Origin of the sequence: Pseudocitrobacter corydidari, from assembly GCF_021172065.1 — a bacterium.
Classification (GTDB): domain Bacteria; phylum Pseudomonadota; class Gammaproteobacteria; order Enterobacterales; family Enterobacteriaceae; genus Pseudocitrobacter; species Pseudocitrobacter corydidari.
Map to the genome: position 1 here is coordinate 77,656 of NZ_CP087880.1, position 23,182 is coordinate 100,837.

Below are 23,182 nucleotides of genomic sequence, written 5' to 3' on the forward strand. Positions count from 1 at the left end.
TTATCAATTTTGCCAATAAAAAAGGCCCCCCGGAGTGGGAGGCCTTATTGTTCGTCTTCGCATTCTTTATCTTACGACGAAACGCCTCCCGTTCAGGGGAAGGTAAAAAAGAATGCGAAGAAAAACAGAACAGATTTCACGAATGATGATTCCTTACAGTGTGTCTGGTAACAGTACCTGCTCCGTTTTCCTTCTGTCAATAAAAAACGCGCCCGAAGGCGCGTTGGCGATACACTCAAAGTTCAGTTTTACTCTTCTTCAACTTCTTCGAAGCTTGCGTCTTTCACCGATGTTGTGGCGCGACGGGCTTCCCCTTTGTGTTGCACCTTGTTGAGCTGCCGTTCCAGCTTGTTGATCAATTCGTTGATTGCTGCATACATATCTTCGTGCTTGGCGCTGGCAACCAGAAGCCCGTTTGGCGTATTCATGGTGGCGTCAGCGATAAAACCCTGCGGCTCCTTGGACAGGATGATGTGCGGGTTAATAATATGAGTTTGCCATTTTTCTAATTTGGCTAGACGGTCTGCGACATGTTGGCGGATGGCCGGAGTAATTTCCATTTGTTTGCTGGTAATGTTCATTGTCATAAATTTTACCTCTTGTCTTTCCGTCTTGGTGATTCCAGCATACCTTTCCTAATGTCAAAATGTGTGATTTAAATCACGTTTTTTTGTCACTTTTTGTCAAGGAAACTGTTTTGTGAGGCAGGGCAGGAACAGGCGATCTTTTCCTTGTCGAAAAGGAAAAAGGCGGTCATATTTGATGAGATGACTTGCCGCTAAAGCGGTTCAGCGGGCAGGTGAAACGGATAAAAAAACGGCAGCCCCAGGGCTGCCGTTTTGCTTGCGTTCGAAATCAGGATTGCGTGCTGCTGCTGTTTGCCGCAATGATTTTCGCTACTTTGTCTGCCTGCGCCGTCATTTGCATCTGACGGTACGCGTTTTCCATCTTCGGCAGCGCATCGCGGGTGGCCTGTGTATCCGGGAAATCGCGCAGCATGTTTTCAACGCGGTTCACCACGGCAACCCATGCGCCACGGTCAGTGTAGTAATCAACGACCGACAGCTCGTACTTGGCCAGGCGATCTTTCAGGAACACCAGACGTTTGTTCGCATCCGTGACGTACTGGCTGTTCGGGTAGCCGCGAACCAGCTTAGAGAAGTCATTGAAGGCGTCACGCGCGTGCTGCGGATCGCGGTCAGAACGGTCAACCCCGAAGAAGCCCTGAAGTGCGCTGTCATCCAGCGCCATATTGGTCAGGCCACGCATATACATGACATAATCAATGTTCGGGTGCGTCGGGTTAAGACGGATAAAACGATCAATGGCGGCCTGAGCCAACGGCAGATCGGCATTTTTGTAGTACGCGTAGATCAGATCCAGCTGCACCTGCTGAGAGTACGGGCCAAACGGATAACGGTTATCCAACGCTTCCAGTTGCGTTATCGCTTGTTTCCAGTTACCGTCCTGCAGCTTTTGCTGAGCAGTTGCGTAGATTTCGTTAGGCGGATTATCAGGCACCTCTTCCTTTGAACCAGAGCACCCCGCCAAAGCCAGGCTCAACGTGGCCGCTGCCACCAGATATTTCATGCGCGTCATGACGTTTTGACTTTCCTCAAAATGTTTGTACGGGATATTCGCAGTTCCTGTTCCCGATTAAGACCAGCTACAATAGCACACTATATTAAACGGCGAAGCCGTAAAAACCCAACGTTAACGAAGAAGCTGTATATGGCACAACGAGTAGAACTCACCGCAACGGTCTTAGAAAATCAACTGGGTCAACGCTTAGATCAAGCTTTGGCCGAATTGTTCCCTGATTATTCGCGATCTCGCATAAAAGAATGGATTCTTGACCAGCGTGTGCAGGTTAATGGTCAAATTTGCGACAAACCGAAAGAAAAAGTGTTGGGTGGCGAGACCGTCGCGATCAACGCTGAAATTGATGAAGATATTCGCTTTGAACCTCAGGATATCCCGCTGAACATCGTCTATGAAGATGATGACATCATCGTCATCAACAAACCGCGCGATCTGGTGGTTCACCCTGGCGCCGGTAACCCGGACGGCACGGTACTGAACGCGCTGTTGCATTATTATCCGCCGATCGCCGATGTACCGCGTGCGGGGATTGTCCATCGTCTGGATAAAGACACCACCGGCCTGATGGTCGTGGCGAAAACCGTTCCGGCGCAAACGCGTCTGGTGGAGTCGCTGCAGCTGCGCGAAATCACCCGTGAATATGAAGCGGTGGCGATTGGTCATATGACGGCGGGCGGTACGGTTGAAGAACCAATTAGCCGTCACCCAACCAAACGTACACATATGGCGGTGCACCCAATGGGTAAACCGGCGGTCACGCACTATCGCATCATGGAACACTTCCGTGTGCACACGCGTCTGCGGCTGCGTCTTGAAACAGGACGTACGCACCAGATCCGCGTGCACATGGCCCATATCACGCACCCGCTGGTGGGCGATCAGGTTTATGGCGGGCGTCCGCGTCCACCGAAAGGCGCGTCGGATGAGTTCATTTCCGCACTGCGTAAATTTGACCGTCAGGCACTGCATGCCACTATGCTGCGTCTTTATCATCCGATCACAGGTATCGAGATGGAATGGCATGCGCCTATCCCGCAGGATATGGTCGATCTTATCGACGCGATGCGCGCCGATTTCGAAGAACATAAGGACGATGTGGACTGGTTATGACGTCATTGATTATCCCGCAGTGGCCGCAGCCGAAGGGCGTGGCATCCTGTAGTTCCACCCGTAAAGGCGGTGTGAGTCAAGCGCCTTACGATTCTCTGAATCTCGGCGCGCATTGCGGTGATAATCCAGACGATGTAGAAGAGAATCGCCGCCGCTTGTTTGCGGCGGGCGGCTTACCCTCTAAACCGGTCTGGCTTGAACAGGTTCATGGTAAAGATGTGCTGCGCTTAAGCGGCGGGCCGTATGAATCGAAACGTGCCGATGCCTCATACAGCAATACGCCGGGCACCGTTTGTGCGGTGATGACCGCCGATTGTCTGCCGGTTCTGTTCTGTAATCTCGATGGAACCGAAGTCGCTGCGGCGCATGCGGGCTGGCGCGGGCTGTGTGAAGGCGTGCTGGAAGAGACGGTTGCCTGCTTTAACGATCGCCCTGAAAATATCCTGGCGTGGCTTGGCCCGGCGATTGGCCCAACGGCGTTTGAAGTGGGGCCGGAAGTGCGCGACGCCTTCATGGCGAAAGACCATCAGGCTGACGCCGCGTTCCGCGCAGCGGGCGAAAAGTACTATGCTGATATTTATCTACTGGCGCGTCAGCGTCTGGGAAATGTCGGTGTGCAGCGCATCTACGGCGGTGACCGCTGTACCTTCAGCCAAAACGATGATTTTTTCTCATATCGTCGTGACCGTACTACGGGTCGTATGGCAAGTTTCATTTGGCTGATATAACCTAAAGAATCAAGACGATCCAGAAGGCTGACTTATTTTTCGCATTAAACAGGTCATTAACCTTGAATAATTGAGGGATGACCTCATTTAATCTCCAGTAGCAAAATTGACCTGTTATGGGAGGAATTATGCGTCTGGATCGTCTTACTAACAAATTCCAGCTTGCTCTCGCCGATGCCCAGTCTCTCGCACTGGGGCACGACAACCAGTTTATCGAACCACTTCATTTAATGAGCGCCTTACTGAATCAGGAAGGGGGTTCGATTCGTCCTTTGTTAACCACTGCTGGCATTAATGCGGGCCAGCTTCGCACGGCTATCGATCAGGCGTTAAGCCGATTACCTCAGGTGGAAGGCACCGGCGGCGACGTCCAGCCTTCACAGGATCTGGTGCGTGTGCTGAATCTTTGCGACAAGCTGGCGCAAAAACAGGGCGACAACTTTATTTCGTCAGAACTGTTTGTTCTGGCCGCGCTTGAGTCTCGCGGTTCACTGGCCGACCTGCTGAAATCCGCAGGGGCGACGACTGCCAACATTACTCAGGCGATTCAACAGATGCGCGGAGGGGAGAGCGTGAACGATCAAAATGCCGAAGACCAACGTCAGGCATTGAAAAAATATACCGTCGATCTGACCGAGCGTGCCGAGCAGGGCAAGCTTGATCCGGTCATCGGTCGTGATGAAGAAATTCGCCGCACCATTCAGGTGCTGCAACGCCGTACTAAAAATAACCCGGTGCTGATTGGTGAGCCTGGCGTCGGTAAAACGGCGATCGTCGAAGGGCTGGCGCAGCGTATCGTGAACGGCGAAGTGCCGGAAGGGCTGAAGGGCCGCCGCGTACTGGCGCTGGATATGGGCGCGCTGGTGGCCGGGGCGAAATATCGCGGTGAGTTTGAAGAACGTCTCAAAGGCGTGCTGAACGATCTGTCGAAACAGGAAGGCAACGTCATTCTGTTTATCGATGAGCTGCACACCATGGTGGGCGCAGGGAAAGCCGATGGCGCAATGGACGCCGGGAACATGCTGAAACCGGCGCTGGCCCGTGGTGAACTGCACTGCGTGGGTGCCACGACGCTGGATGAATACCGTCAGTACATTGAAAAAGATGCGGCGCTGGAACGTCGTTTCCAGAAAGTGTTTGTAGCAGAACCGTCCGTTGAAGATACCATCGCGATCCTGCGTGGTCTGAAAGAACGTTATGAACTGCACCACCACGTGCAGATCACCGACCCGGCTATCGTCGCAGCGGCAACGTTATCGCATCGTTATATTGCTGACCGTCAGCTGCCGGATAAAGCGATTGACCTGATCGATGAAGCGGCGTCCAGCATTCGTATGCAGATTGACTCGAAGCCGGAAGAACTCGACCGCCTCGATCGTCGTATCATCCAGTTGAAACTGGAACAGCAGGCGCTGAAGAAAGAGTCTGACGAAGCCAGCCTGAAACGTCTCGATATGCTGAATGAAGAGCTGGAAGACAAAGAACGCCAGTATTCGGTATTAGAAGAAGAGTGGAAGGCGGAGAAAGCCTCACTTTCCGGTACGCAGACGATTAAAGCAGAGCTCGAACAGGCGAAAATCGCCATCGAGCAGGCGCGCCGCGTGGGTGACCTGGGGCGGATGTCTGAACTGCAGTACGGTAAAATTCCGGAACTGGAAAAACAACTTGCTGCCGCGACTCAGTCTGAAGGCAAAACCATGCGTCTGCTGCGTAACCGTGTAACGGATGCGGAAATCGCCGAAGTGCTGGCACGCTGGACCGGGATCCCGGTTGCGCGCATGCTGGAAGGCGAACGTGAAAAACTGCTGCGGATGGAGCAAGACCTGCATAGCCGGGTGATTGGTCAGAACGAAGCGGTGGAAGCGGTATCGAACGCGATTCGTCGTAGCCGTGCTGGGCTTTCCGATCCTAACCGTCCAATCGGTTCGTTCCTGTTCCTGGGGCCGACCGGTGTTGGTAAAACGGAGCTGTGTAAGGCGCTGGCGAACTTTATGTTCGATAGCGACGACGCGATGGTGCGTATCGATATGTCCGAGTTTATGGAGAAACACTCTGTGTCTCGTCTGGTCGGTGCGCCTCCGGGATATGTCGGTTATGAAGAAGGCGGCTATCTGACCGAAGCCGTTCGTCGTCGCCCTTACTCGGTCATCCTGCTGGATGAAGTTGAGAAAGCGCACCCGGATGTGTTTAACATTCTGCTGCAGGTGCTGGATGATGGTCGTCTGACTGACGGGCAGGGGAGAACGGTCGACTTCCGTAATACGGTGGTGATTATGACCTCAAACCTGGGTTCCGATCTGATTCAGGAACGCTTTGGCGAGCTGGATTACGGACACATGAAAGATCTGGTGCTGGGCGTGGTCAGTCAGAGCTTCCGTCCGGAATTCATCAACCGTATTGATGAAGTGGTTGTGTTCCATCCGCTGGGTGAAGCACACATTGCTTCCATTGCACAGATTCAGCTGCAACGTCTGTACAAACGTCTGGAAGAGCGCGGTTATGAAACGCAGATTTCCGATGAGGCGCTGCATCTGTTGAGTAAAAACGGTTATGACCCGGTATATGGCGCGCGTCCGTTGAAACGTGCTATTCAGCAGCAAATTGAAAACCCGCTGGCGCAGCAAATCCTTTCCGGTGAGCTGGTTCCGGGGAAAACGATACGTCTGGACGTTAAAGACGATCATATTGTGGCAGTGCAGTAAGTCACAAAAATGCAAAAACGGGCCCTCAGGGGCTCGTTTTTGTTTATAAACCAGGCAAAAATAAGTAAGTTGAATGAAAAGTGAGCGAGTAAAAAGTTTTTTGTATTTTATGCTTGCGAGATCTCAATTACTCCCTATAATGCGCCCCCACTGACACGGAACAACGGCCAACATGCCGCCGGGTCAACAGAGTGAAAATAAAACTTGACTCTGTAGCGGGATGGCGTAATATGCACACCCCGCGCCGCTGAGAAAAAGCGAAGCGGCACTGCTCTTTAACAATTTATCAGACAATCTGTGTGGGCACTCAATGATACGGATTCTTAACGTCGCAAGACGATAAATGAATACCAAGTCTCTGAGTGAACACGTAATTCATTACGAAGTTTAATTCACGAGCATCAAACTTAAATTGAAGAGTTTGATCATGGCTCAGATTGAACGCTGGCGGCAGGCCTAACACATGCAAGTCGAACGGTAACAGAAAGCAGCTTGCTGCTTTGCTGACGAGTGGCGGACGGGTGAGTAATGTCTGGGAAACTGCCTGATGGAGGGGGATAACTACTGGAAACGGTAGCTAATACCGCATAACGTCGCAAGACCAAAGAGGGGGACCTTCGGGCCTCTTGCCATCGGATGTGCCCAGATGGGATTAGCTAGTAGGTGGGGTAACGGCTCACCTAGGCGACGATCCCTAGCTGGTCTGAGAGGATGACCAGCCACACTGGAACTGAGACACGGTCCAGACTCCTACGGGAGGCAGCAGTGGGGAATATTGCACAATGGGCGCAAGCCTGATGCAGCCATGCCGCGTGTATGAAGAAGGCCTTCGGGTTGTAAAGTACTTTCAGCGAGGAGGAAGGTGTTGTGGTTAATAACCACAGCAATTGACGTTACTCGCAGAAGAAGCACCGGCTAACTCCGTGCCAGCAGCCGCGGTAATACGGAGGGTGCAAGCGTTAATCGGAATTACTGGGCGTAAAGCGCACGCAGGCGGTTTGTTAAGTCAGATGTGAAATCCCCGGGCTCAACCTGGGAACTGCATTTGAAACTGGCAAGCTTGAGTCTCGTAGAGGGGGGTAGAATTCCAGGTGTAGCGGTGAAATGCGTAGAGATCTGGAGGAATACCGGTGGCGAAGGCGGCCCCCTGGACGAAGACTGACGCTCAGGTGCGAAAGCGTGGGGAGCAAACAGGATTAGATACCCTGGTAGTCCACGCTGTAAACGATGTCGACTTGGAGGTTGTGCCCTTGAGGCGTGGCTTCCGGAGCTAACGCGTTAAGTCGACCGCCTGGGGAGTACGGCCGCAAGGTTAAAACTCAAATGAATTGACGGGGGCCCGCACAAGCGGTGGAGCATGTGGTTTAATTCGATGCAACGCGAAGAACCTTACCTACTCTTGACATCCACGGAACTTAGCAGAGATGCTTTGGTGCCTTCGGGAACCGTGAGACAGGTGCTGCATGGCTGTCGTCAGCTCGTGTTGTGAAATGTTGGGTTAAGTCCCGCAACGAGCGCAACCCTTATCCTTTGTTGCCAGCGGTTAGGCCGGGAACTCAAAGGAGACTGCCAGTGATAAACTGGAGGAAGGTGGGGATGACGTCAAGTCATCATGGCCCTTACGAGTAGGGCTACACACGTGCTACAATGGCATATACAAAGAGAAGCGACCTCGCGAGAGCAAGCGGACCTCATAAAGTATGTCGTAGTCCGGATTGGAGTCTGCAACTCGACTCCATGAAGTCGGAATCGCTAGTAATCGTAGATCAGAATGCTACGGTGAATACGTTCCCGGGCCTTGTACACACCGCCCGTCACACCATGGGAGTGGGTTGCAAAAGAAGTAGGTAGCTTAACCTTCGGGAGGGCGCTTACCACTTTGTGATTCATGACTGGGGTGAAGTCGTAACAAGGTAACCGTAGGGGAACCTGCGGTTGGATCACCTCCTTACCTTAAAGAACCGTTCCTTGAAGTGCTCACACAGATTGTCTGATGAAAAGTAAATAGCAAGGCGTCTTGCGATTGAGACTTCAGTGTCCCCTTCGTCTAGAGGCCCAGGACACCGCCCTTTCACGGCGGTAACAGGGGTTCGAATCCCCTAGGGGACGCCACTTGCTGGTATGTGTGAGTGAAAGTCGCCGACCGTCATATCTCAAAACAGACTGTTAAGTCTTGTTTGAGATATTTGCTCTTTAAAAATCTGGATCAAGCTGAAAATTGAAACGACACACTATTTAAGTGTGTTCGAGTCTCTCAAATTTTCGCAACACTGATGGTGTTTTACGAAACATCTTCGGGTTGTGAGGTTAAGCGACTAAGCGTACACGGTGGATGCCCTGGCAGTCAGAGGCGATGAAGGACGTGCTAATCTGCGATAAGCGTCGGTAAGGTGATATGAACCGTTATAACCGGCGATTTCCGAATGGGGAAACCCAGTGTGATTCGTCACACTATCATTACGTGAATACATAGCGTAATGAAGCGAACCGGGGGAACTGAAACATCTAAGTACCCCGAGGAAAAGAAATCAACCGAGATTCCCCCAGTAGCGGCGAGCGAACGGGGAGCAGCCCAGAGTCTGAATCAGCATGTGTGTTAGTGGAAGCGTCTGGAAAGTCGCACGATACAGGGTGAAAGTCCCGTACACCAAAATGCATATGTTGTGAACTCGAAGAGTAGGGCGGGACACGTGGTATCCTGTCTGAATATGGGGGGACCATCCTCCAAGGCTAAATACTCCTGACTGACCGATAGTGAACCAGTACCGTGAGGGAAAGGCGAAAAGAACCCCGGCGAGGGGAGTGAAAAAGAACCTGAAACCGTGTACGTACAAGCAGTGGGAGCCTACTTGTTAGGTGACTGCGTACCTTTTGTATAATGGGTCAGCGACTTATATTCTGTAGCAAGGTTAACCGAATAGGGGAGCCGAAGGGAAACCGAGTCTTAACTGGGCGTTAAGTTGCAGGGTATAGACCCGAAACCCGGTGATCTAGCCATGGGCAGGTTGAAGGTTGGGTAACACTAACTGGAGGACCGAACCGACTAATGTTGAAAAATTAGCGGATGACTTGTGGCTGGGGGTGAAAGGCCAATCAAACCGGGAGATAGCTGGTTCTCCCCGAAAGCTATTTAGGTAGCGCCTCGTGAACTCATCTTCGGGGGTAGAGCACTGTTTCGGCTAGGGGGTCATCCCGACTTACCAACCCGATGCAAACTGCGAATACCGAAGAATGTTATCACGGGAGACACACGGCGGGTGCTAACGTCCGTCGTGAAGAGGGAAACAACCCAGACCGCCAGCTAAGGTCCCAAAGTCACAGTTAAGTGGGAAACGATGTGGGAAGGCTCAGACAGCCAGGATGTTGGCTTAGAAGCAGCCATCATTTAAAGAAAGCGTAATAGCTCACTGGTCGAGTCGGCCTGCGCGGAAGATGTAACGGGGCTAAACTGTGCACCGAAGCTGCGGCAGCGACACTAAGTGTTGTTGGGTAGGGGAGCGTTCTGTAAGCCGTTGAAGGTGTGTCGTGAGGCATGCTGGAGGTATCAGAAGTGCGAATGCTGACATAAGTAACGATAAAGCGGGTGAAAAGCCCGCTCGCCGGAAGACCAAGGGTTCCTGTCCAACGTTAATCGGGGCAGGGTGAGTCGACCCCTAAGGCGAGGCCGAAAGGCGTAGTCGATGGGAAACAGGTTAATATTCCTGTACTTGGTGTTACTGCGAAGGGGGGACGGAGAAGGCTATGTTGGCCGGGCGACGGTTGTCCCGGTTTAAGCGTGTAGGTGGGAAGTTTAGGTAAATCCGGACTTCTGTTAACACTGAGACGTGATGACGAGGCACTACGGTGCTGAAGTAACAAATGCCCTGCTTCCAGGAAAAGCCTCTAAGCTATAGGTAACATTGAATCGTACCCCAAACCGACACAGGTGGTCAGGTAGAGAATACCAAGGCGCTTGAGAGAACTCGGGTGAAGGAACTAGGCAAAATGGTGCCGTAACTTCGGGAGAAGGCACGCTGATATGTAGGTGAAGTGATTTACTCATGGAGCTGAAATCAGTCGAAGATACCAGCTGGCTGCAACTGTTTATTAAAAACACAGCACTGTGCAAACACGAAAGTGGACGTATACGGTGTGACGCCTGCCCGGTGCCGGAAGGTTAATTGATGGGGTTAGCGGCAACGCGAAGCTCTTGATCGAAGCCCCGGTAAACGGCGGCCGTAACTATAACGGTCCTAAGGTAGCGAAATTCCTTGTCGGGTAAGTTCCGACCTGCACGAATGGCGTAATGATGGCCAGGCTGTCTCCACCCGAGACTCAGTGAAATTGAACTCGCTGTGAAGATGCAGTGTACCCGCGGCAAGACGGAAAGACCCCGTGAACCTTTACTATAGCTTGACACTGAACATTGAGCCTTGATGTGTAGGATAGGTGGGAGGCTTTGAAGTGTGGACGCCAGTCTGCATGGAGCCAACCTTGAAATACCACCCTTTAATGTTTGATGTTCTAACGTAGACCCGTGATCCGGGTTGCGGACAGTGTCTGGTGGGTAGTTTGACTGGGGCGGTCTCCTCCCAAAGAGTAACGGAGGAGCACGAAGGTTAGCTAATCCTGGTCGGACATCAGGAGGTTAGTGCAATGGCATAAGCTAGCTTGACTGCGAGCGTGACGGCGCGAGCAGGTGCGAAAGCAGGTCATAGTGATCCGGTGGTTCTGAATGGAAGGGCCATCGCTCAACGGATAAAAGGTACTCCGGGGATAACAGGCTGATACCGCCCAAGAGTTCATATCGACGGCGGTGTTTGGCACCTCGATGTCGGCTCATCACATCCTGGGGCTGAAGTAGGTCCCAAGGGTATGGCTGTTCGCCATTTAAAGTGGTACGCGAGCTGGGTTTAGAACGTCGTGAGACAGTTCGGTCCCTATCTGCCGTGGGCGCTGGAGAATTGAGGGGGGCTGCTCCTAGTACGAGAGGACCGGAGTGGACGCATCACTGGTGTTCGGGTTGTCATGCCAATGGCATTGCCCGGTAGCTACATGCGGAAGAGATAAGTGCTGAAAGCATCTAAGCACGAAACTTGCCCCGAGATGAGTTCTCCCTGACTCTTTAAGAGTCCTGAAGGAACGTTGAAGACGACGACGTTGATAGGCTGGGTGTGTAAGTGCAGCGATGCATTGAGCTAACCAGTACTAATGAACCGTGAGGCTTAACCTTACAACGCCGAAGATGTTTTGGCGGAAGACAGACATCAGTTTCAGCTTGATAACAGATTAAATTGACCGGCGATAAGCGGGTTAATAAACAGAATTTGCCTGGCGGCAGTAGCGCGGTGGTCCCACCTGACCCCATGCCGAACTCAGAAGTGAAACGCCGTAGCGCCGATGGTAGTGTGGGGTCTCCCCATGCGAGAGTAGGGAACTGCCAGGCATCAAATAAAACGAAAGGCTCAGTCGAAAGACTGGGCCTTTTGTTTTATCTGTTGTTTGTCGGTGAACGCTCTCCCGAGTAGGACAAATCCGCCGGGAGCGGATTTGAACGTTGCGAAGCAACGGCCCGAAGGGTGGCGGGCAGGATGCCCGCCATAAACTGCCAGGCATCAAATAAAGCAGAAGGCCATCCGCAAGGATGGCCTTTTTGCGCTGGAGCGAAAAACAACGCCGGATGGCGGCTGCGCCTTATCCGGCCTAAGGGTACGGTGCACATTGTAGGCCCGGTAAGCGCAAGCGCCACCGGGCAACACCACGCGCACAACTCCCATCCCATAATACTCCCGCTACAGCTAATCCTAATTTGTTACCTTGCTAACAAAAAACGTGATAGATATCGCAAAATAATTAATAACAATTATATAACATTTCGTTCACTGAAAATTTATCTGCGTGACGAGTTACGCCCGGTAAGACAGATAAAACACCTGTAGCAGGAGCATAATTATAATGACCGAAACCAGCGTAGCCGCCGAGCAGTCGCTCACCGATCATGATACCCGTCGCCGGGTCATGGCCATCGTCGGGGCTTCATCAGGGAACCTTGTCGAATGGTTTGATTTTTACGTCTATTCCTTCTGTTCTCTCTATTTTGCCCACATCTTTTTCCCAACCGGAAATACCACGACCCAGCTGTTACAAACGGCGGGTGTTTTTGCCGCAGGCTTTTTAATGCGCCCCATTGGCGGCTGGATGTTTGGCCGTATTGCGGATCGTCATGGGCGTAAAAAGTCGATGCTGATCTCTGTTTGTATGATGTGCTTCGGCTCTCTGGTTATTGCCTGCCTGCCGGGATACGACACGATCGGAACCTGGGCTCCCGCACTGCTTCTGCTGGCACGTTTGTTCCAGGGGCTCTCCGTCGGCGGGGAGTACGGCACCAGCGCAACGTATATGAGTGAAGTCGCGGTAGAAGGCCGTAAAGGGTTCTATGCTTCATTCCAGTATGTCACGCTGATTGGTGGTCAACTGCTGGCACTGCTGGTTGTCGTGCTTCTGCAGAATGTCCTGAGCAGCGAAGATCTGCACAGCTGGGGTTGGCGTATTCCGTTCGCAATGGGGGCGGTGTTAGCGGTTGTGGCGCTGTGGTTACGTCGTCAGCTGGATGAAACGTCGCATAAAGAAACGCGTACGCTGAAAGAAGCGGGTTCCTTCAAGGGACTGTGGCGCAACCGTAAAGCCTTCATAATGGTGCTCGGTTTTACCGCCGGCGGCTCGCTGATTTTCTACACCTTCACCACCTACATGCAGAAATATCTGGTCAACACCGCCGGGATGGACCCGAAGGTCGCCAGCATCATCATGACCGCCGCACTGTTCGTCTACATGCTCGCCCAGCCGCTGTTTGGTTTGCTTTCCGACAAGATTGGTCGTCGCGCTTCAATGCTCTGCTTTGGATCGCTGGCGACGCTGTTTACCGTACCGATTCTCTCCGCCCTACAAAACGTCACCTCTCCGTTTGCCGCTTTTGCGCTGGTGATGTGCGCACTGTTGATCACCAGCTTCTATACCTCGATCAGCGGGATCCTGAAAGCCGAGATGTTCCCGGCGCAGGTTCGTGCGTTAGGCGTGGGGTTATCTTATGCGGTAGCGAATGCCTTGTTTGGTGGTTCTGCGGAGTATGTTGCGCTGTCGCTGAAATCAATTGGCGTGGAATCAGCCTTCTTCTGGTACGTTACCGCGATGACGGCGCTGGCGTTCCTGGTGTCGCTGATGCTGCATCGCAAAGGAAAAGGATTACGCCTGTAGGATTAATGCTGTGCCAGCTGCCACACCGCATAGCCGGTTGTGGCGCCGGCAACATCCCACGCAAAATCTTTCCAGCTCCAGCCGCTCCCAGTCGGGCGGCTATCCCACAGTTCTTTCGATGCCCCCAGACTTAACGAAAACATCACCCCCAACGCGGCGCTGCGATCGCGGCTAACGCCCTGATGCTGGAAGTATTCATTCCCGGCAGCAGAGAGCATCGCCGAGCCAATAAAGTGCTGTGCTTTATCTTGTCCGCTCCAGCTGTCGTTCGCCATATGGCTGCTGCAACCGCTCAGGGTGAAAAGGGCAATCAGAGGCAGGAGGATACGCATAAATCATTCCTGAAAAAAAGCCCCGCGCTGGACGGGGCTGATATTTAGAGGATACGGCTAATAAGGCGGTCGATACGGATGCGTCGCAGACGGCGGATCAGTTTGCGCACTTTTACCGGATAATCAGCGATACTTTGCAGATCGCGATAGTGATTGACCACGGTAGTGTGGGCGCGAATCAGCTTCAGCTCTTTCTCGCGTTTCTCCCGCAGCTTGTGTTGCGGGTCATGGATGAGTACGGCGTTCTCGAGGTCCAGGCGCCAGGCGCGCGGGTTGAGGTTATTGCCGGTCAGCAGCATCCACTCGTCATCCACCCACATCCCTTTCAGGTGATAGCTGTTATCGCCGTCTTTCCACAGACGTACAACGAGCTGGTCTGTGTTGACGTAGTACTGTAAACGGCTCAGGAATCGACGCAGGTTAATTTCGTACAGATACGGCAGCGCGCCGATAATCTTGAACGGTTCATTTTCCGGGATGAAGAAATCGTTCGCCGTTTTATCGCCAACGATAATTTCGACCTTTTTGCCTTCACGCAGCAGGCGAATGATATTGCGCACTAACAGCGCAGGCAGGTTGAAATAGGGGGTGCAGATCGTCAGCTTATGCTCGGCGCACGGCATCAGATGGAAAATGGTTTTATTCAACAGGCTGGTTTTACCCAGGCCAACCAGCGGCGTAACAGAAAGCTGTTCGTCGTCGGCGTTACCCAGATAATGGTACCCCGTATCACGCAGTTCCTGGCGATAGAGGCGAATATCATTTTTGATTTCCGGGCTTTTCGGGCGGCAACTATCATCGAGACGATTAACGCCGCGACCTTCCACTAAATTTTGCCCCACCCAGTCATACATGATATCCGCCATTTGCGGGTTACGAATGCACTGATAGCGGTCGTAACGATATTTATCATGCTGATGGAGGTAGACATCATTGATGCTCGCGCCGCTGTACAGCACGCTGTCATCAATAATAAAGCCTTTAAAATGGAGTACGCCCAGCGCTTCGCGGGTATTGATTGGCACGCCATAAACTGGCACATCCACGCCCGGATTTTCATGTGCCATGCGGCAGTACCAGTCGGCGTTGGTATTCGACGCCGCTGCGCCAATACGTCCACGCTGTGCGCGGTGCCAGTCAACCAGTACTTTCACTTCCAGCTCAGGCCGTTGACGTTTTGCGTCATACAGCGCCTGTAAAATCGCCTTCCCGGCATCGTCCTGTTCCAGATACAGCGCGACTATACAGATGCGTCGCGTAGCGCCGGCAATTTTTGCCAGCAGCGCTTGCCGAAAATCGGCCGGCGCGTAGAAAAACTCAATATCATCAACTGACTGAGAAAGCTTGGGTAGCTGGGCAAGGTGTTGTTGATGTTTATTACGCTTAAATTTTGACAACATCACAGTGCGTTTCTTCTCTGTTTTAGTGAAGGGTCCTCTGTACCAGGCAGACGACGTAAGCGGTCAATAATACCATCTCTGTCGGTCAAGGGTAGTATTTCCAGCAACTTAGTCATGACTTAGCTTCAGAGACAGGCTGACTATACCGTCTTCAAGCTGGATATCGACATCAAAGCCCAGCTTGCGGGCCAGGGCTATCATCCCACGGTTGTTGGGCATAGTAATTCCGTTTAAGCGTTGCAGACCGTGATCGCGCGTATAGTTGATCAACTTTTCCAGCAATCGTCCACCCAGTCCTAATCCTTTCAGGTCGGAGCGCACCAGCACCGCAAATTCTGCATCGATGTTGTCCGGATCAGAAATAGCGCGCGTGACGCCGAGGATCTCCGTCTGTTCAGCCGTGGTGTGTACCGCCACGAAAGCCATTTCACGATCGTAGTCGATCTGGGTCATATTCGCTAAATCATCGTGGGTAAATTCGTTGATCTCGCTAAAGTAGCGGTAATAAAGATCTTCCTTCGTTACCCGGGCGATAAACTGCTGCAACAGCGGCTCATCTTCAGGAAGAATGGGGCGAAACAGACAACGTTCGCCATTTTTCATGGTGACCCACTCTTCGAGCTGCTGTGGATACGGCCTTACCGCCAGGCGGCTTTCGCTGTCGCCTTCAAATGGCGCGATATCCAGCGTCACGTCGAGCGCGGTAAATTCATTGCCGGTGGCCAGTAATGGGTGAATATCCAGGCGCTGAATTTCCGGGCAATCAACAATCAGGTTTGAGACCTGGACCAGCAAACGGCTCAGGCCGGGAATATCCAATGGCCGCAGCGCGCTGCGCCCGCGAATCTTTTTGCTCTTAATTGCCTGAATCACCAGATAGCGCGCCAGCGTCATGTTCAGCGGCGGCAGAGCGACCACCGCCTGTTCTTCAGGCCGCCACTCCACGCCGCCTTCACCCAACATAATCAGCGGGCCAAAGACCGGATCATGTTCCACCACCACGCGCAGTTCCTGTGCGCCTGCGCGGTTAGCCATACTTTGAACCAGCAGGCCGTCAATGCGCGCCTGTGGCCAGGTCATTTTAACGCGATCGAGAATCGCATCCGCCGCCTGTTGCACTTCCGCTGGGGTACGCAGATACAGCATCACCCCCTGAACTTCCGATTTATGTGGGATATCCGGCGAGCGCAGTTTCAGCGCCACCGGATAACCAATTTGTTCGGCGATATGTACCGCTTCCGCGCTGTCAGCGGCGATCCAGGTGGGAAGCGTGTGCATGCCGTACGCCTGCAACACAGGACGCACTTCATGCGTATCCAGCGCACGGATACCGCTATCGATAGCCTGCGCGAGCAGTTCGTGAACCTGCGTTGTGTTGGCCGTTAAATTCTGCGGCAGTGCGGGCGTTTCCCGTAGCTGTTTCTGGTTCCGGCGATATTCCACCATATGCATAAATGCCGTAATCGTGCCTTCCGGCGTACGATAGGTGGGGATGCCCGCGTCGCTGAAGAGGCGTCGCGCCTCGATAGAAGAGTACTCACCGCACCAGTTGGTCAGCACGCTGATGTAGTGCCCACGTGGATGGCGTTTGATCGCGTCAATTAACGCCACGGCGCTTTCAGTGCCGGTTGCGGTGGCGCTGGGGGAGTGGATCACCAGCAGTGCATCCAGATCCGGGCTGTCGAGTAACGTGTTGACCGCGGCGATATAGCTCTCGATGCTGGCATCATCACGTAGATCCAGCGGGTTTCCGGCCTGCACGGAATCCGGTAACCGTTCAGTCAGTTTTGTCCGCGTTTCATCGCTGAGAGCCGCCAGTTTGCCGTTGCGTGCCCACAGTTGATCGAGCGCCAGCGCTGCCGGGGCAGCACCATTGCTGATAATCATTAAACGCTCGCCGCGCAGAGGGCGCATATGGCTTAAGGTTTCAACGGCGGAAAAAAGTTCGTGAGTATCGCGCACGCGCAGCAGACCGGCGCGCTGAATCGCGGCGTCCCAGGCGGGGTCCAGACCCGCGTTAGCGTGCAGCAGTCTCTGCGCCGCCGGGCTACGTCCGCTCTTAATCACCAGAATGGGTTTATTACGTGAGGCGCTACGGGCGGCGGATACAAAACGTCGTGCGTCACTTAAATTTTCCAGATAAAGCAGAATGGCGCTGGTTTTGCTGTCGCGCGCGAGGAAATCGAGCAGGTCGTCGACGTCGATATCCAGGCTATCACCGAGCGCAATAAAGTAGGAGAAGCCCATCTCGCGCTGCTGCGCCCAGTCAAGGATGGTATTGGAAACGGCGGCGGACTGCGAAATAAACGCCAGTTTGCCTTTGCGAATCGGCACCGGAGAAAAACTGGCGTTCAGACCCTGCCAGGGGGCTAAAAGCCCCAGACTGTTTGGCCCTAAAAGGCGCATCTGGTAGCGCGCGGCGCAGGCTGATAATTCGGCAAACTGATCGGGCGGTGAAGAGAGAATAATGCAGGTTTTACAGCCTTTTTCACCCAATGCTTCCAGCAGTTCCAGATTGCGTTTGGCGTGCGTACATAGTACGGCGAGGTCAGGTGAAAACGGCAGGCTGGCGATAGTCGGCCAGGCCAGCACGCCGAGCACCGCTTTCCAGGTGGGCGTAACGGGCATAACGGGGCCGTTAAACCCACCCGCTAACAGATTGCGCATCATCAGAAAACCGGCGCGCTGCGGCTTCATGGATGCGCCAATCACGGCAATCGATTTTGGTCGAAGAAGTGCTTCCAGCCCACGTTGACTCATTCCGGCTTCCCTCAGGTATAAGCATCCGTATGAGTCTAAACGCTTTCCTCACATTGTGCTGTGATGCTTCCCTTATGCTGGGTTTTTCCTGCCAGATAACGGGTACGAAAACGCGTAAAGTGTTCGCCTAACGCGTGAGCAGCGCCAGTATCGCCCGCGAGGTCAAGCAGCGCCATCGCCACTTCGGCGGTACAGTACTGACCGTCCGCGTGCGCTTCCCGCAGGCCATAGGCGGAAACGCGCGACAAATCGACCGAAATCACCGGGAAATTATCCAGCCACGGGCTCTTGCGAAACATTTTTCGCGCTTCGGTCCAGGTGCCGTCGAGCATAATAAACAGCGGGGGTTTGCCCGCTTTCGGCGCGGCGATCACTTCCCGCTCTGTGCCGGCATAGGACGCCGGGAAAACCACTACCGGTTGGTATGCGGGATCCTGAACCAGCTCCAGCAGCGCGGCAGGCGGCTCGGTACGCGACCACTGAAATGCGGCGGTATCCGGCAGAATATCGGCGATCAGGCGGCCCGTGTTGCTGGGTTTCATCGGTTCAGTATCGAACATCACCAGACAAAAACGGCTGGTGGCGGAGCTGGGTTGCAGGGTTTCGCATAAACACTGTTTAAGCGGCAGCAGGCAACGTTGGCAGCGGCGAACACGATTGCCACGGGCGAGGAAAGGGCGCGTGGCGCGGGCCAGACGTTCAGCCCGGAGTTGCAGTACAGCGTTTGGAGTCATGGCAATAGCATAGAAAAAGGCTATTGTCGCAGAGGTGAAAACGGGGCACAAGATGCGCCCCGCAGATGTTATGCTTCGAGGGCTTCGTTAAGCCAGCTTTCGAACGGCGCTTTCGGTACCGCGCCATTGAGCATGTCGATCATTTCACCATTTTTGAAGATCATAATGGTCGGGATGCTGCGAATACGGAAACGAGCGCTGAGCTCGCGCTCGACCTCGGTGTTCACTTTCACAAAGCGCATTTTGCCGCTGCGTTCTTCCGCCACATCTTCAAAGATAGGCGCGAAATTGCGGCATGGGCCGCACCACGGCGCCCAGAAATCAATAACAACGGGCAAATCGTCCTTCAGCAGCTTGTCCAGCGTGGCGTCGGTGGCGTTGATCACATCGCCATCAAACAGATCATGACCACAGCGTCCACATTTCGCCGCATCGTTTACACGATCTTCAGGTATGCGGTTAACAGCCTGACAGTGGGCACAAACGGTATTCATAACTAACCTCTGGGTAGTAGGGTTGCCGATCGGCGAGGTCGCCGGATGTTTCTGTAATGTTACATATTATCGATGAGACTGTTTTATTCGACAATGCGGTTTACTCAATGGGTACAATAGTCGCCGTCTTTGATATGAAGTAATGGCGCAGCGCTACTACATCAGGTAATCTGCGCGCTTCGCGCAGCGCAGGTGGAGAAAAATATGAGCGACGAACTGAAGAACAAAAACGGCAAAGTCAAAGTGATGTATGTCCGCAGTGACGATGACTCGGATAAACGCACCCATAATCCGCGTACAGGAAAAGGCGGTGGCCGTCCTGGTACACGTGCCGAAGGTGGTCGCCGTCCTGCCCGTGACGACAGAAAAGGCCCGAACCGCGAACGCAGCCGCGAGCGTGACGATCGCGGTGAACGCGAAAGCTCACCGTGGCGCACGGTTTCCCGCGCACCGGGTGATGAAACCCCGGTAAAAGCCGATCACGGTGGCATCAGCGGTAAAAGCTTTATCGACCCGGAAGTCCTGCGTCGTCAGCGTGCGGAAGAGACGCGCGTTTACGGTGAAAACGCCTGCCAGGCGCTGTTCCAGAGCCGCCCGGACGCCATTGTGCGCGCCTGGTTTATCCAGAGCGTAACGCCGCGCTTTAAAGAAGCGCTGCGCTGGATGGCGGCAAACCGCAAAGCGTACCACGTGGTTGATGAAGAGGAACTGGCGAAAGCGTCCGGAACCGAACACCACGGCGGCGTATGCTTCCTGATTAAAAAACGCAGCGGCACGTCCGTACAGGATTGGGTCGCTAAGAGCGGCGATACCGATTGTGTGCTGGCGCTGGAAGATGTTGGCAACCCGCACAACCTGGGCGCGATGATGCGTAGCTGCGCGCATTTCGGTATTAAAGGCCTGCTGCTGCAGGACGCTGGCGTGCTGGAATCCGGCGCGGCAATCCGTACCGCAGAAGGCGGCGCTGAGCACGTTCAGCCGATCACCGGCGACAGCTTCATTGATGCGCTGGATGATTTCCGCAAAGCAGGTTACGCCATCGTGACCACGTCCAGCCACGCGGGTACGCCGCTGTTTAAAGCCGAGCTGCCGAAGAAAATGGTGCTGGTGTTAGGTCAGGAACGTGATGGTTTGTCTGATGCTGCACTGTCGAGCGCCGATCTGAGCGTATCCATCGACGGGACCGGCGCGGTAGAAAGCCTGAACGTCTCTGTAGCAACCGGCGTACTGCTGAGTGAATGGTGGCGTCAGAATAAAGCCTGAACGTAAGCCATAAAAGAATGCCAGCATCGCGCTGGCATTTTTTTTACTCGCTTTCCGCCGGTAGCACCGGCATCCAGTCGATGGGCGCTTCACCGCGATGCGCCAGCCATTCGTTAGCCTGCACAAAGTGGTTGCAGCCAAAAAAGCCGCGATGGGCAGAAAGCGGTGACGGGTGCGGAGCTTTCAACACGCGATGGCGCTGCGCATCGATAATCGCGCCTTTCTTCTGGGCATGCGATCCCCACAGCAAAAAGACCACGCCTTCCCGATGTTCGTTAATCAGGCTGATCACTTTATCGGTAAAGGTTTCCCAGCCGAGGCTGGCGTGAGAATGCGCCTGACCTGCACGCACCGTCAGCACCGTGTTAAGCAACAGCACGCCCTGGCGCGCCCAGCTTTCCAGATAGCCATGCTGAGGGCGGGTAAAGCCCGGAATTGAACCTTCCAGCTCTTTATACATATTCAGCAGCGACGGCGGCGTGGCAATACCAGGGCGAACAGAGAAAGCCAGCCCATGCGCCTGACCCGGTCCGTGGTACGGGTCCTGACCTAAAATCACCACTTTCACATCGCTCAGTTCAGTGAAGCGAAAGGCGTTAAACACATCTTTCTGCGGCGGGTAAATCGTTGTGCCTGCCTGGCGCTCATTCGCCACCGTCGCCAGTGTGTTCAAAAAATAGGGTTGTTGCTTCTCATCGGCCAGCACATCGTGCCAGGTTAAAAGGGCGCTCATCTCGCTCTCCTGGAAATTGTCATGGGGATAGCTTAACTGCTTCTTTCTCCATCACAAAATTGGTCAGCGGGAAAAGCACGTCCCCCCTAAAAAAGTTGAAAATTTACAGAGAAAATTTGGCCTTACCACTCGGCGTAACTTGATATAAAACAAGTAAATTAGTGTATGACCACTTTTGTGGTGTGGTTTTTATTGATTTAAATCAAAGAATGCCGGGTGTTTGAGGGGTATATATACACTCAAGCAACAATGGTTTTACCAATTGGCCGGGAACTGGCCGGTTAAACGAATATGAATAGCCTAAGGGAGGCATCAAATGATTACTGGTATTCAGATTACTAAAGCCGCTAACGACGACCTGCTGAATTCTTTCTGGCTGCTGGATAGCGAAAAAGGTGAAGCTCGCTGCCTGGTTGCCAAAGGTGGTTATGCAGAAGATGAAGTGGTTGCCGTGAAAGCGCTTGGCGACATCGAATATCGTGAAATCCCGGTTGAAGCGAAACCAGAAGTTCGCGTAGAAGGTGGTCAGCACCTGAACGTTAACGTTCTGCGTCGTGAAACCCTGCTGGACGCGGTTGAACATCCGGAAAAATATCCGCAGCTGACCATTCGTGTTTCAGGCTACGCGGTGCGCTTCAATTCCCTGACGCCGGAACAGCAGCGCGACGTTATCGCCCGTACTTTCACTGAAAGCCTGTAAGTTTTCAGTAGCAGGAAATAAAAACGCCGGGGAAACCCGGCGTTTTTTTTTACTCTTCAGTCGATTGTGGTGGCGTGCCGCTTGGCTTACGGCGCTTACCCACATTCTTCGCGTCGCGATGGCGTACTTTCACGCGCGGTTTTTCTTTATCTTTCTCTTTTTTCTTTTCGGCGCGTTTTGCCAGCACTTTCTTCGACGGCTTACCGGTCATTTTTTCGCTTGGCGCACGCGTCGTTGGGCGCAGTTCATCGATGACGCGTGCTTTCAGCGGCTCCTCGATGTAACGACCAATTTTCTGCAGCAGCAGATGGTCATGCGCTTCAACCAGAGAAACCGCTGTGCCTTTACGGCCCGCGCGGCCGGTACGGCCAATACGGTGCAGATAGGTATCGCCGGTGCGGGGCATATCGAAATTAATCACGTGGCTGACATCCGGAATATCAATACCGCGAGCGGCAACGTCGGTCGCAACCAGCACGTTTACGCGGCCTTCCGTCAGACGCTTGATCCCTTCGGTACGCTTGATCTGCGCCATTTCGCCTTCGAGATAGCAGTTGTTGATCCCGGCGGCACGCAGCATTTCAGCAAGTTCATGCACACGCTCACGTTTACGTACAAACACGATAGCGCGCGTCATATCTTCTTGTTTCAGAAGGTGCTTGAGCAGCTCAACTTTGTGTTCCAGGTTATCCGCACGGTAGTACCACTGATGAATTTTCTTGCGTTCACGGGTGGACGGATTAGCAGAAACTTCAACCGGATCTTCGAGCAGACGCTCGGCAAAATCTTTAATCGCATCGCCTTCAAGCGTGGCGGAGAAGAGCAGCGTCTGCTTACGCCAGCGGGTTTCACCGGCAATGTGTTCGATATCCTGCGCAAAGCCGAGATCAAGCATCCGGTCAGCTTCGTCAAGAATTAAGGTCTCGACGGCACGGCAGTCAAAGTTTTCTTCTTTGATGTACTGCAACAGGCGACCGGTGGTGGCAACCACGATATCCTGGTTTTCGCTGAAGACTTCAGCGTGGTTCATGTACGCGACACCGCCGGTAATGGTGGCGATATCGAGATGGGTATTTTTGGCCAGCTCGCGCGCGTGGTCGGCTACCTGCATCGCCAGTTCACGCGTTGGCGTCAGGATCAAAATGCGCGGCGGGCCGGATTTTTTGCGCGGGAAGTCGAGCAGATGCTGCAACGCAGGCAGCAGATACGCCGCTGTTTTACCGGTGCCGGTGGGCGCAGAACCCAAAACATCACGTCCATCGAGCGCAGGCGGAATGGCGGCAGCCTGGATGGCGGTCGGGCGTGTAAAGCCTTTGCTCTGGAGGGCATCCAGCAGGCTTTCATCAAGTTCAAGTTCGGAAAAAGTCGTTACAGTCATTGTCTACCTCAGT

Annotated in this window: 16 protein-coding genes, 1 tRNA gene, 3 rRNA genes and 1 other annotated feature; of the genes, 10 read left to right on the forward strand and 10 right to left on the reverse strand. The window is 53.5% G+C overall.

The genetic code is table 11. The annotated features are described in order from the left end of the window. Positions 1-15 precede the first annotated feature (15 nt). Positions 16-141: a sequence feature (Phe leader region), on the reverse strand. The 3 genes from pheL to bamD all read right to left on the reverse strand — a co-directional run bounded on the left by pheL (position 93) and on the right by bamD (position 1,599). Beyond that, a complete protein-coding gene (gene pheL / locus G163CM_RS00350; protein ID WP_199538682.1) occupies positions 93-140 on the reverse strand; it encodes a pheA operon leader peptide PheL in 48 nt (15 codons plus the stop codon). Its footprint overlaps the feature before it by 48 nt. A 107-nt stretch (positions 142-248) precedes the next feature. Next, complete coding sequence (gene raiA, locus G163CM_RS00355) at positions 249-587, reverse strand: ribosome-associated translation inhibitor RaiA (protein WP_015963370.1); 339 nt, start codon at positions 585-587, stop codon at positions 249-251. A 268-nt stretch (positions 588-855) separates the two neighbouring features. Continuing rightward, entirely contained in the window at positions 856-1,599 is a 744-nt protein-coding gene (bamD, locus tag G163CM_RS00360; RefSeq protein WP_015963371.1) for an outer membrane protein assembly factor BamD, read from the reverse strand. Between the two features lie 132 nt (positions 1,600-1,731). Here bamD and rluD point away from each other — a divergent pair, with 132 nt between their 5' ends. From rluD to G163CM_RS00400, 8 genes are all read left to right on the forward strand, one after another. Next, a complete protein-coding gene (rluD, locus tag G163CM_RS00365; protein WP_231826478.1) occupies positions 1,732-2,712 on the forward strand; it encodes a 23S rRNA pseudouridine(1911/1915/1917) synthase RluD in 981 nt (326 codons plus the stop codon). Next, complete coding sequence (yfiH, locus tag G163CM_RS00370) at positions 2,709-3,440, forward strand: purine nucleoside phosphorylase YfiH (protein WP_231826479.1); 732 nt, start codon at positions 2,709-2,711, stop codon at positions 3,438-3,440. Before rluD ends, yfiH begins: the two co-directional genes overlap by 4 nt. A 128-nt stretch (positions 3,441-3,568) precedes the next feature. After that, the gene (gene clpB / locus G163CM_RS00375) at positions 3,569-6,142 is read left to right on the forward strand and encodes an ATP-dependent chaperone ClpB (RefSeq protein WP_149461738.1); all 2,574 of its coding nucleotides are present in this window, start codon (positions 3,569-3,571) and stop codon (positions 6,140-6,142) included. Positions 6,143-6,551: 409 nt separating this feature from the next. Then, positions 6,552-8,093, forward strand: a 16S ribosomal RNA gene (locus G163CM_RS00380). Between the two features lie 85 nt (positions 8,094-8,178). Continuing rightward, positions 8,179-8,254 (forward strand) — tRNA-Glu (locus G163CM_RS00385). Between the two features lie 193 nt (positions 8,255-8,447). After that, a 23S ribosomal RNA gene (locus tag G163CM_RS00390) occupies positions 8,448-11,354 on the forward strand. 97 nt (positions 11,355-11,451) lie between these two features. Further along, a 5S ribosomal RNA gene (gene rrf / locus G163CM_RS00395) occupies positions 11,452-11,567 on the forward strand. Together the 16S, 23S and 5S rRNA genes with 1 tRNA gene alongside form the textbook arrangement of a ribosomal RNA operon. A 509-nt stretch (positions 11,568-12,076) precedes the next feature. Beyond that, positions 12,077-13,375, forward strand: coding sequence for an MFS family transporter (locus tag G163CM_RS00400; RefSeq protein ID WP_015963375.1), 1,299 nt, complete (start codon positions 12,077-12,079; stop codon positions 13,373-13,375). Positions 13,376-13,377: 2 nt separating this feature from the next. On the opposite strand, the gene G163CM_RS00405 is transcribed toward G163CM_RS00400, so the two are convergent. The 5 genes from G163CM_RS00405 to trxC all read right to left on the reverse strand — a co-directional run bounded on the left by G163CM_RS00405 (position 13,378) and on the right by trxC (position 19,095). Next, complete coding sequence (locus G163CM_RS00405; RefSeq protein ID WP_231826480.1) at positions 13,378-13,707, reverse strand: YfiM family lipoprotein; 330 nt, start codon at positions 13,705-13,707, stop codon at positions 13,378-13,380. Between the two features lie 44 nt (positions 13,708-13,751). After that, on the reverse strand, positions 13,752-15,107 hold the full coding sequence (gene pssA / locus G163CM_RS00410; RefSeq protein WP_015963377.1) for a CDP-diacylglycerol--serine O-phosphatidyltransferase: 1,356 nt from the start codon (positions 15,105-15,107) through the stop codon (positions 13,752-13,754). 108 nt (positions 15,108-15,215) lie between these two features. Then, positions 15,216-17,867 (reverse strand): bifunctional acetate--CoA ligase family protein/GNAT family N-acetyltransferase, encoded by a 2,652-nt coding sequence (locus G163CM_RS00415; protein WP_231826481.1) that lies wholly within the window; start codon positions 17,865-17,867, stop codon positions 15,216-15,218. Between the two features lie 35 nt (positions 17,868-17,902). After that, on the reverse strand, positions 17,903-18,601 hold the full coding sequence (gene tapT, locus G163CM_RS00420) for a tRNA-uridine aminocarboxypropyltransferase (protein ID WP_231826482.1): 699 nt from the start codon (positions 18,599-18,601) through the stop codon (positions 17,903-17,905). Between the two features lie 68 nt (positions 18,602-18,669). Further along, the gene (trxC, locus tag G163CM_RS00425; protein ID WP_015963380.1) at positions 18,670-19,095 is read right to left on the reverse strand and encodes a thioredoxin TrxC; all 426 of its coding nucleotides are present in this window, start codon (positions 19,093-19,095) and stop codon (positions 18,670-18,672) included. Between the two features lie 204 nt (positions 19,096-19,299). Here trxC and G163CM_RS00430 point away from each other — a divergent pair, with 204 nt between their 5' ends. Then, positions 19,300-20,358, forward strand: a complete 1,059-nt coding sequence (locus tag G163CM_RS00430; protein WP_015963381.1) for a tRNA/rRNA methyltransferase — start codon at positions 19,300-19,302, stop codon at positions 20,356-20,358. Positions 20,359-20,401: 43 nt separating this feature from the next. Here G163CM_RS00430 and ung read toward each other — a convergent pair whose 3' ends face one another. Then, positions 20,402-21,091 carry a uracil-DNA glycosylase gene (ung, locus tag G163CM_RS00435; RefSeq protein ID WP_231826483.1) on the reverse strand — a complete coding sequence of 230 codons (690 nt, stop codon included), beginning with the start codon at positions 21,089-21,091 and terminating at the stop codon, positions 20,402-20,404. 316 nt (positions 21,092-21,407) lie between these two features. On the opposite strand from ung, the gene grcA reads away from it, so the two are divergent. After that, positions 21,408-21,791: an autonomous glycyl radical cofactor GrcA gene (gene grcA, locus G163CM_RS00440; protein ID WP_015963383.1), complete on the forward strand. Its 384-nt coding sequence runs from the start codon at positions 21,408-21,410 to the stop codon at positions 21,789-21,791. Positions 21,792-21,840: 49 nt separating this feature from the next. Here the strand turns inward: grcA and srmB are convergent, their stop codons facing one another. Beyond that, on the reverse strand, positions 21,841-23,169 hold the full coding sequence (gene srmB, locus G163CM_RS00445) for an ATP-dependent RNA helicase SrmB (protein ID WP_231826484.1): 1,329 nt from the start codon (positions 23,167-23,169) through the stop codon (positions 21,841-21,843). Positions 23,170-23,182 lie beyond the last annotated feature (13 nt).

Bases quoted from the DNA above. Each gene is read 5' to 3' on its own strand.
- raiA (WP_015963370.1), bottom strand. From the start codon at position 587: ATGACAATGAACATTACCAGCAAACAAATGGAAATTACTCCGGCCATC.
- bamD (WP_015963371.1), bottom strand. From the start codon at position 1,599: ATGACGCGCATGAAATATCTGGTGGCAGCGGCCACGTTGAGCCTGGCT.
- rluD (WP_231826478.1), top strand. From the start codon at position 1,732: ATGGCACAACGAGTAGAACTCACCGCAACGGTCTTAGAAAATCAACTG.
- yfiH (WP_231826479.1), top strand. From the start codon at position 2,709: ATGACGTCATTGATTATCCCGCAGTGGCCGCAGCCGAAGGGCGTGGCA.
- clpB (WP_149461738.1), top strand. From the start codon at position 3,569: ATGCGTCTGGATCGTCTTACTAACAAATTCCAGCTTGCTCTCGCCGAT.
- G163CM_RS00400 (WP_015963375.1), top strand. From the start codon at position 12,077: ATGACCGAAACCAGCGTAGCCGCCGAGCAGTCGCTCACCGATCATGAT.
- G163CM_RS00405 (WP_231826480.1), bottom strand. From the start codon at position 13,707: ATGCGTATCCTCCTGCCTCTGATTGCCCTTTTCACCCTGAGCGGTTGC.
- pssA (WP_015963377.1), bottom strand. From the start codon at position 15,107: ATGTTGTCAAAATTTAAGCGTAATAAACATCAACAACACCTTGCCCAG.
- G163CM_RS00415 (WP_231826481.1), bottom strand. From the start codon at position 17,867: ATGAGTCAACGTGGGCTGGAAGCACTTCTTCGACCAAAATCGATTGCC.
- tapT (WP_231826482.1), bottom strand. From the start codon at position 18,601: ATGACTCCAAACGCTGTACTGCAACTCCGGGCTGAACGTCTGGCCCGC.
- trxC (WP_015963380.1), bottom strand. From the start codon at position 19,095: ATGAATACCGTTTGTGCCCACTGTCAGGCTGTTAACCGCATACCTGAA.
- G163CM_RS00430 (WP_015963381.1), top strand. From the start codon at position 19,300: ATGAGCGACGAACTGAAGAACAAAAACGGCAAAGTCAAAGTGATGTAT.
- ung (WP_231826483.1), bottom strand. From the start codon at position 21,091: ATGAGCGCCCTTTTAACCTGGCACGATGTGCTGGCCGATGAGAAGCAA.
- grcA (WP_015963383.1), top strand. From the start codon at position 21,408: ATGATTACTGGTATTCAGATTACTAAAGCCGCTAACGACGACCTGCTG.
- srmB (WP_231826484.1), bottom strand. From the start codon at position 23,169: ATGACTGTAACGACTTTTTCCGAACTTGAACTTGATGAAAGCCTGCTG.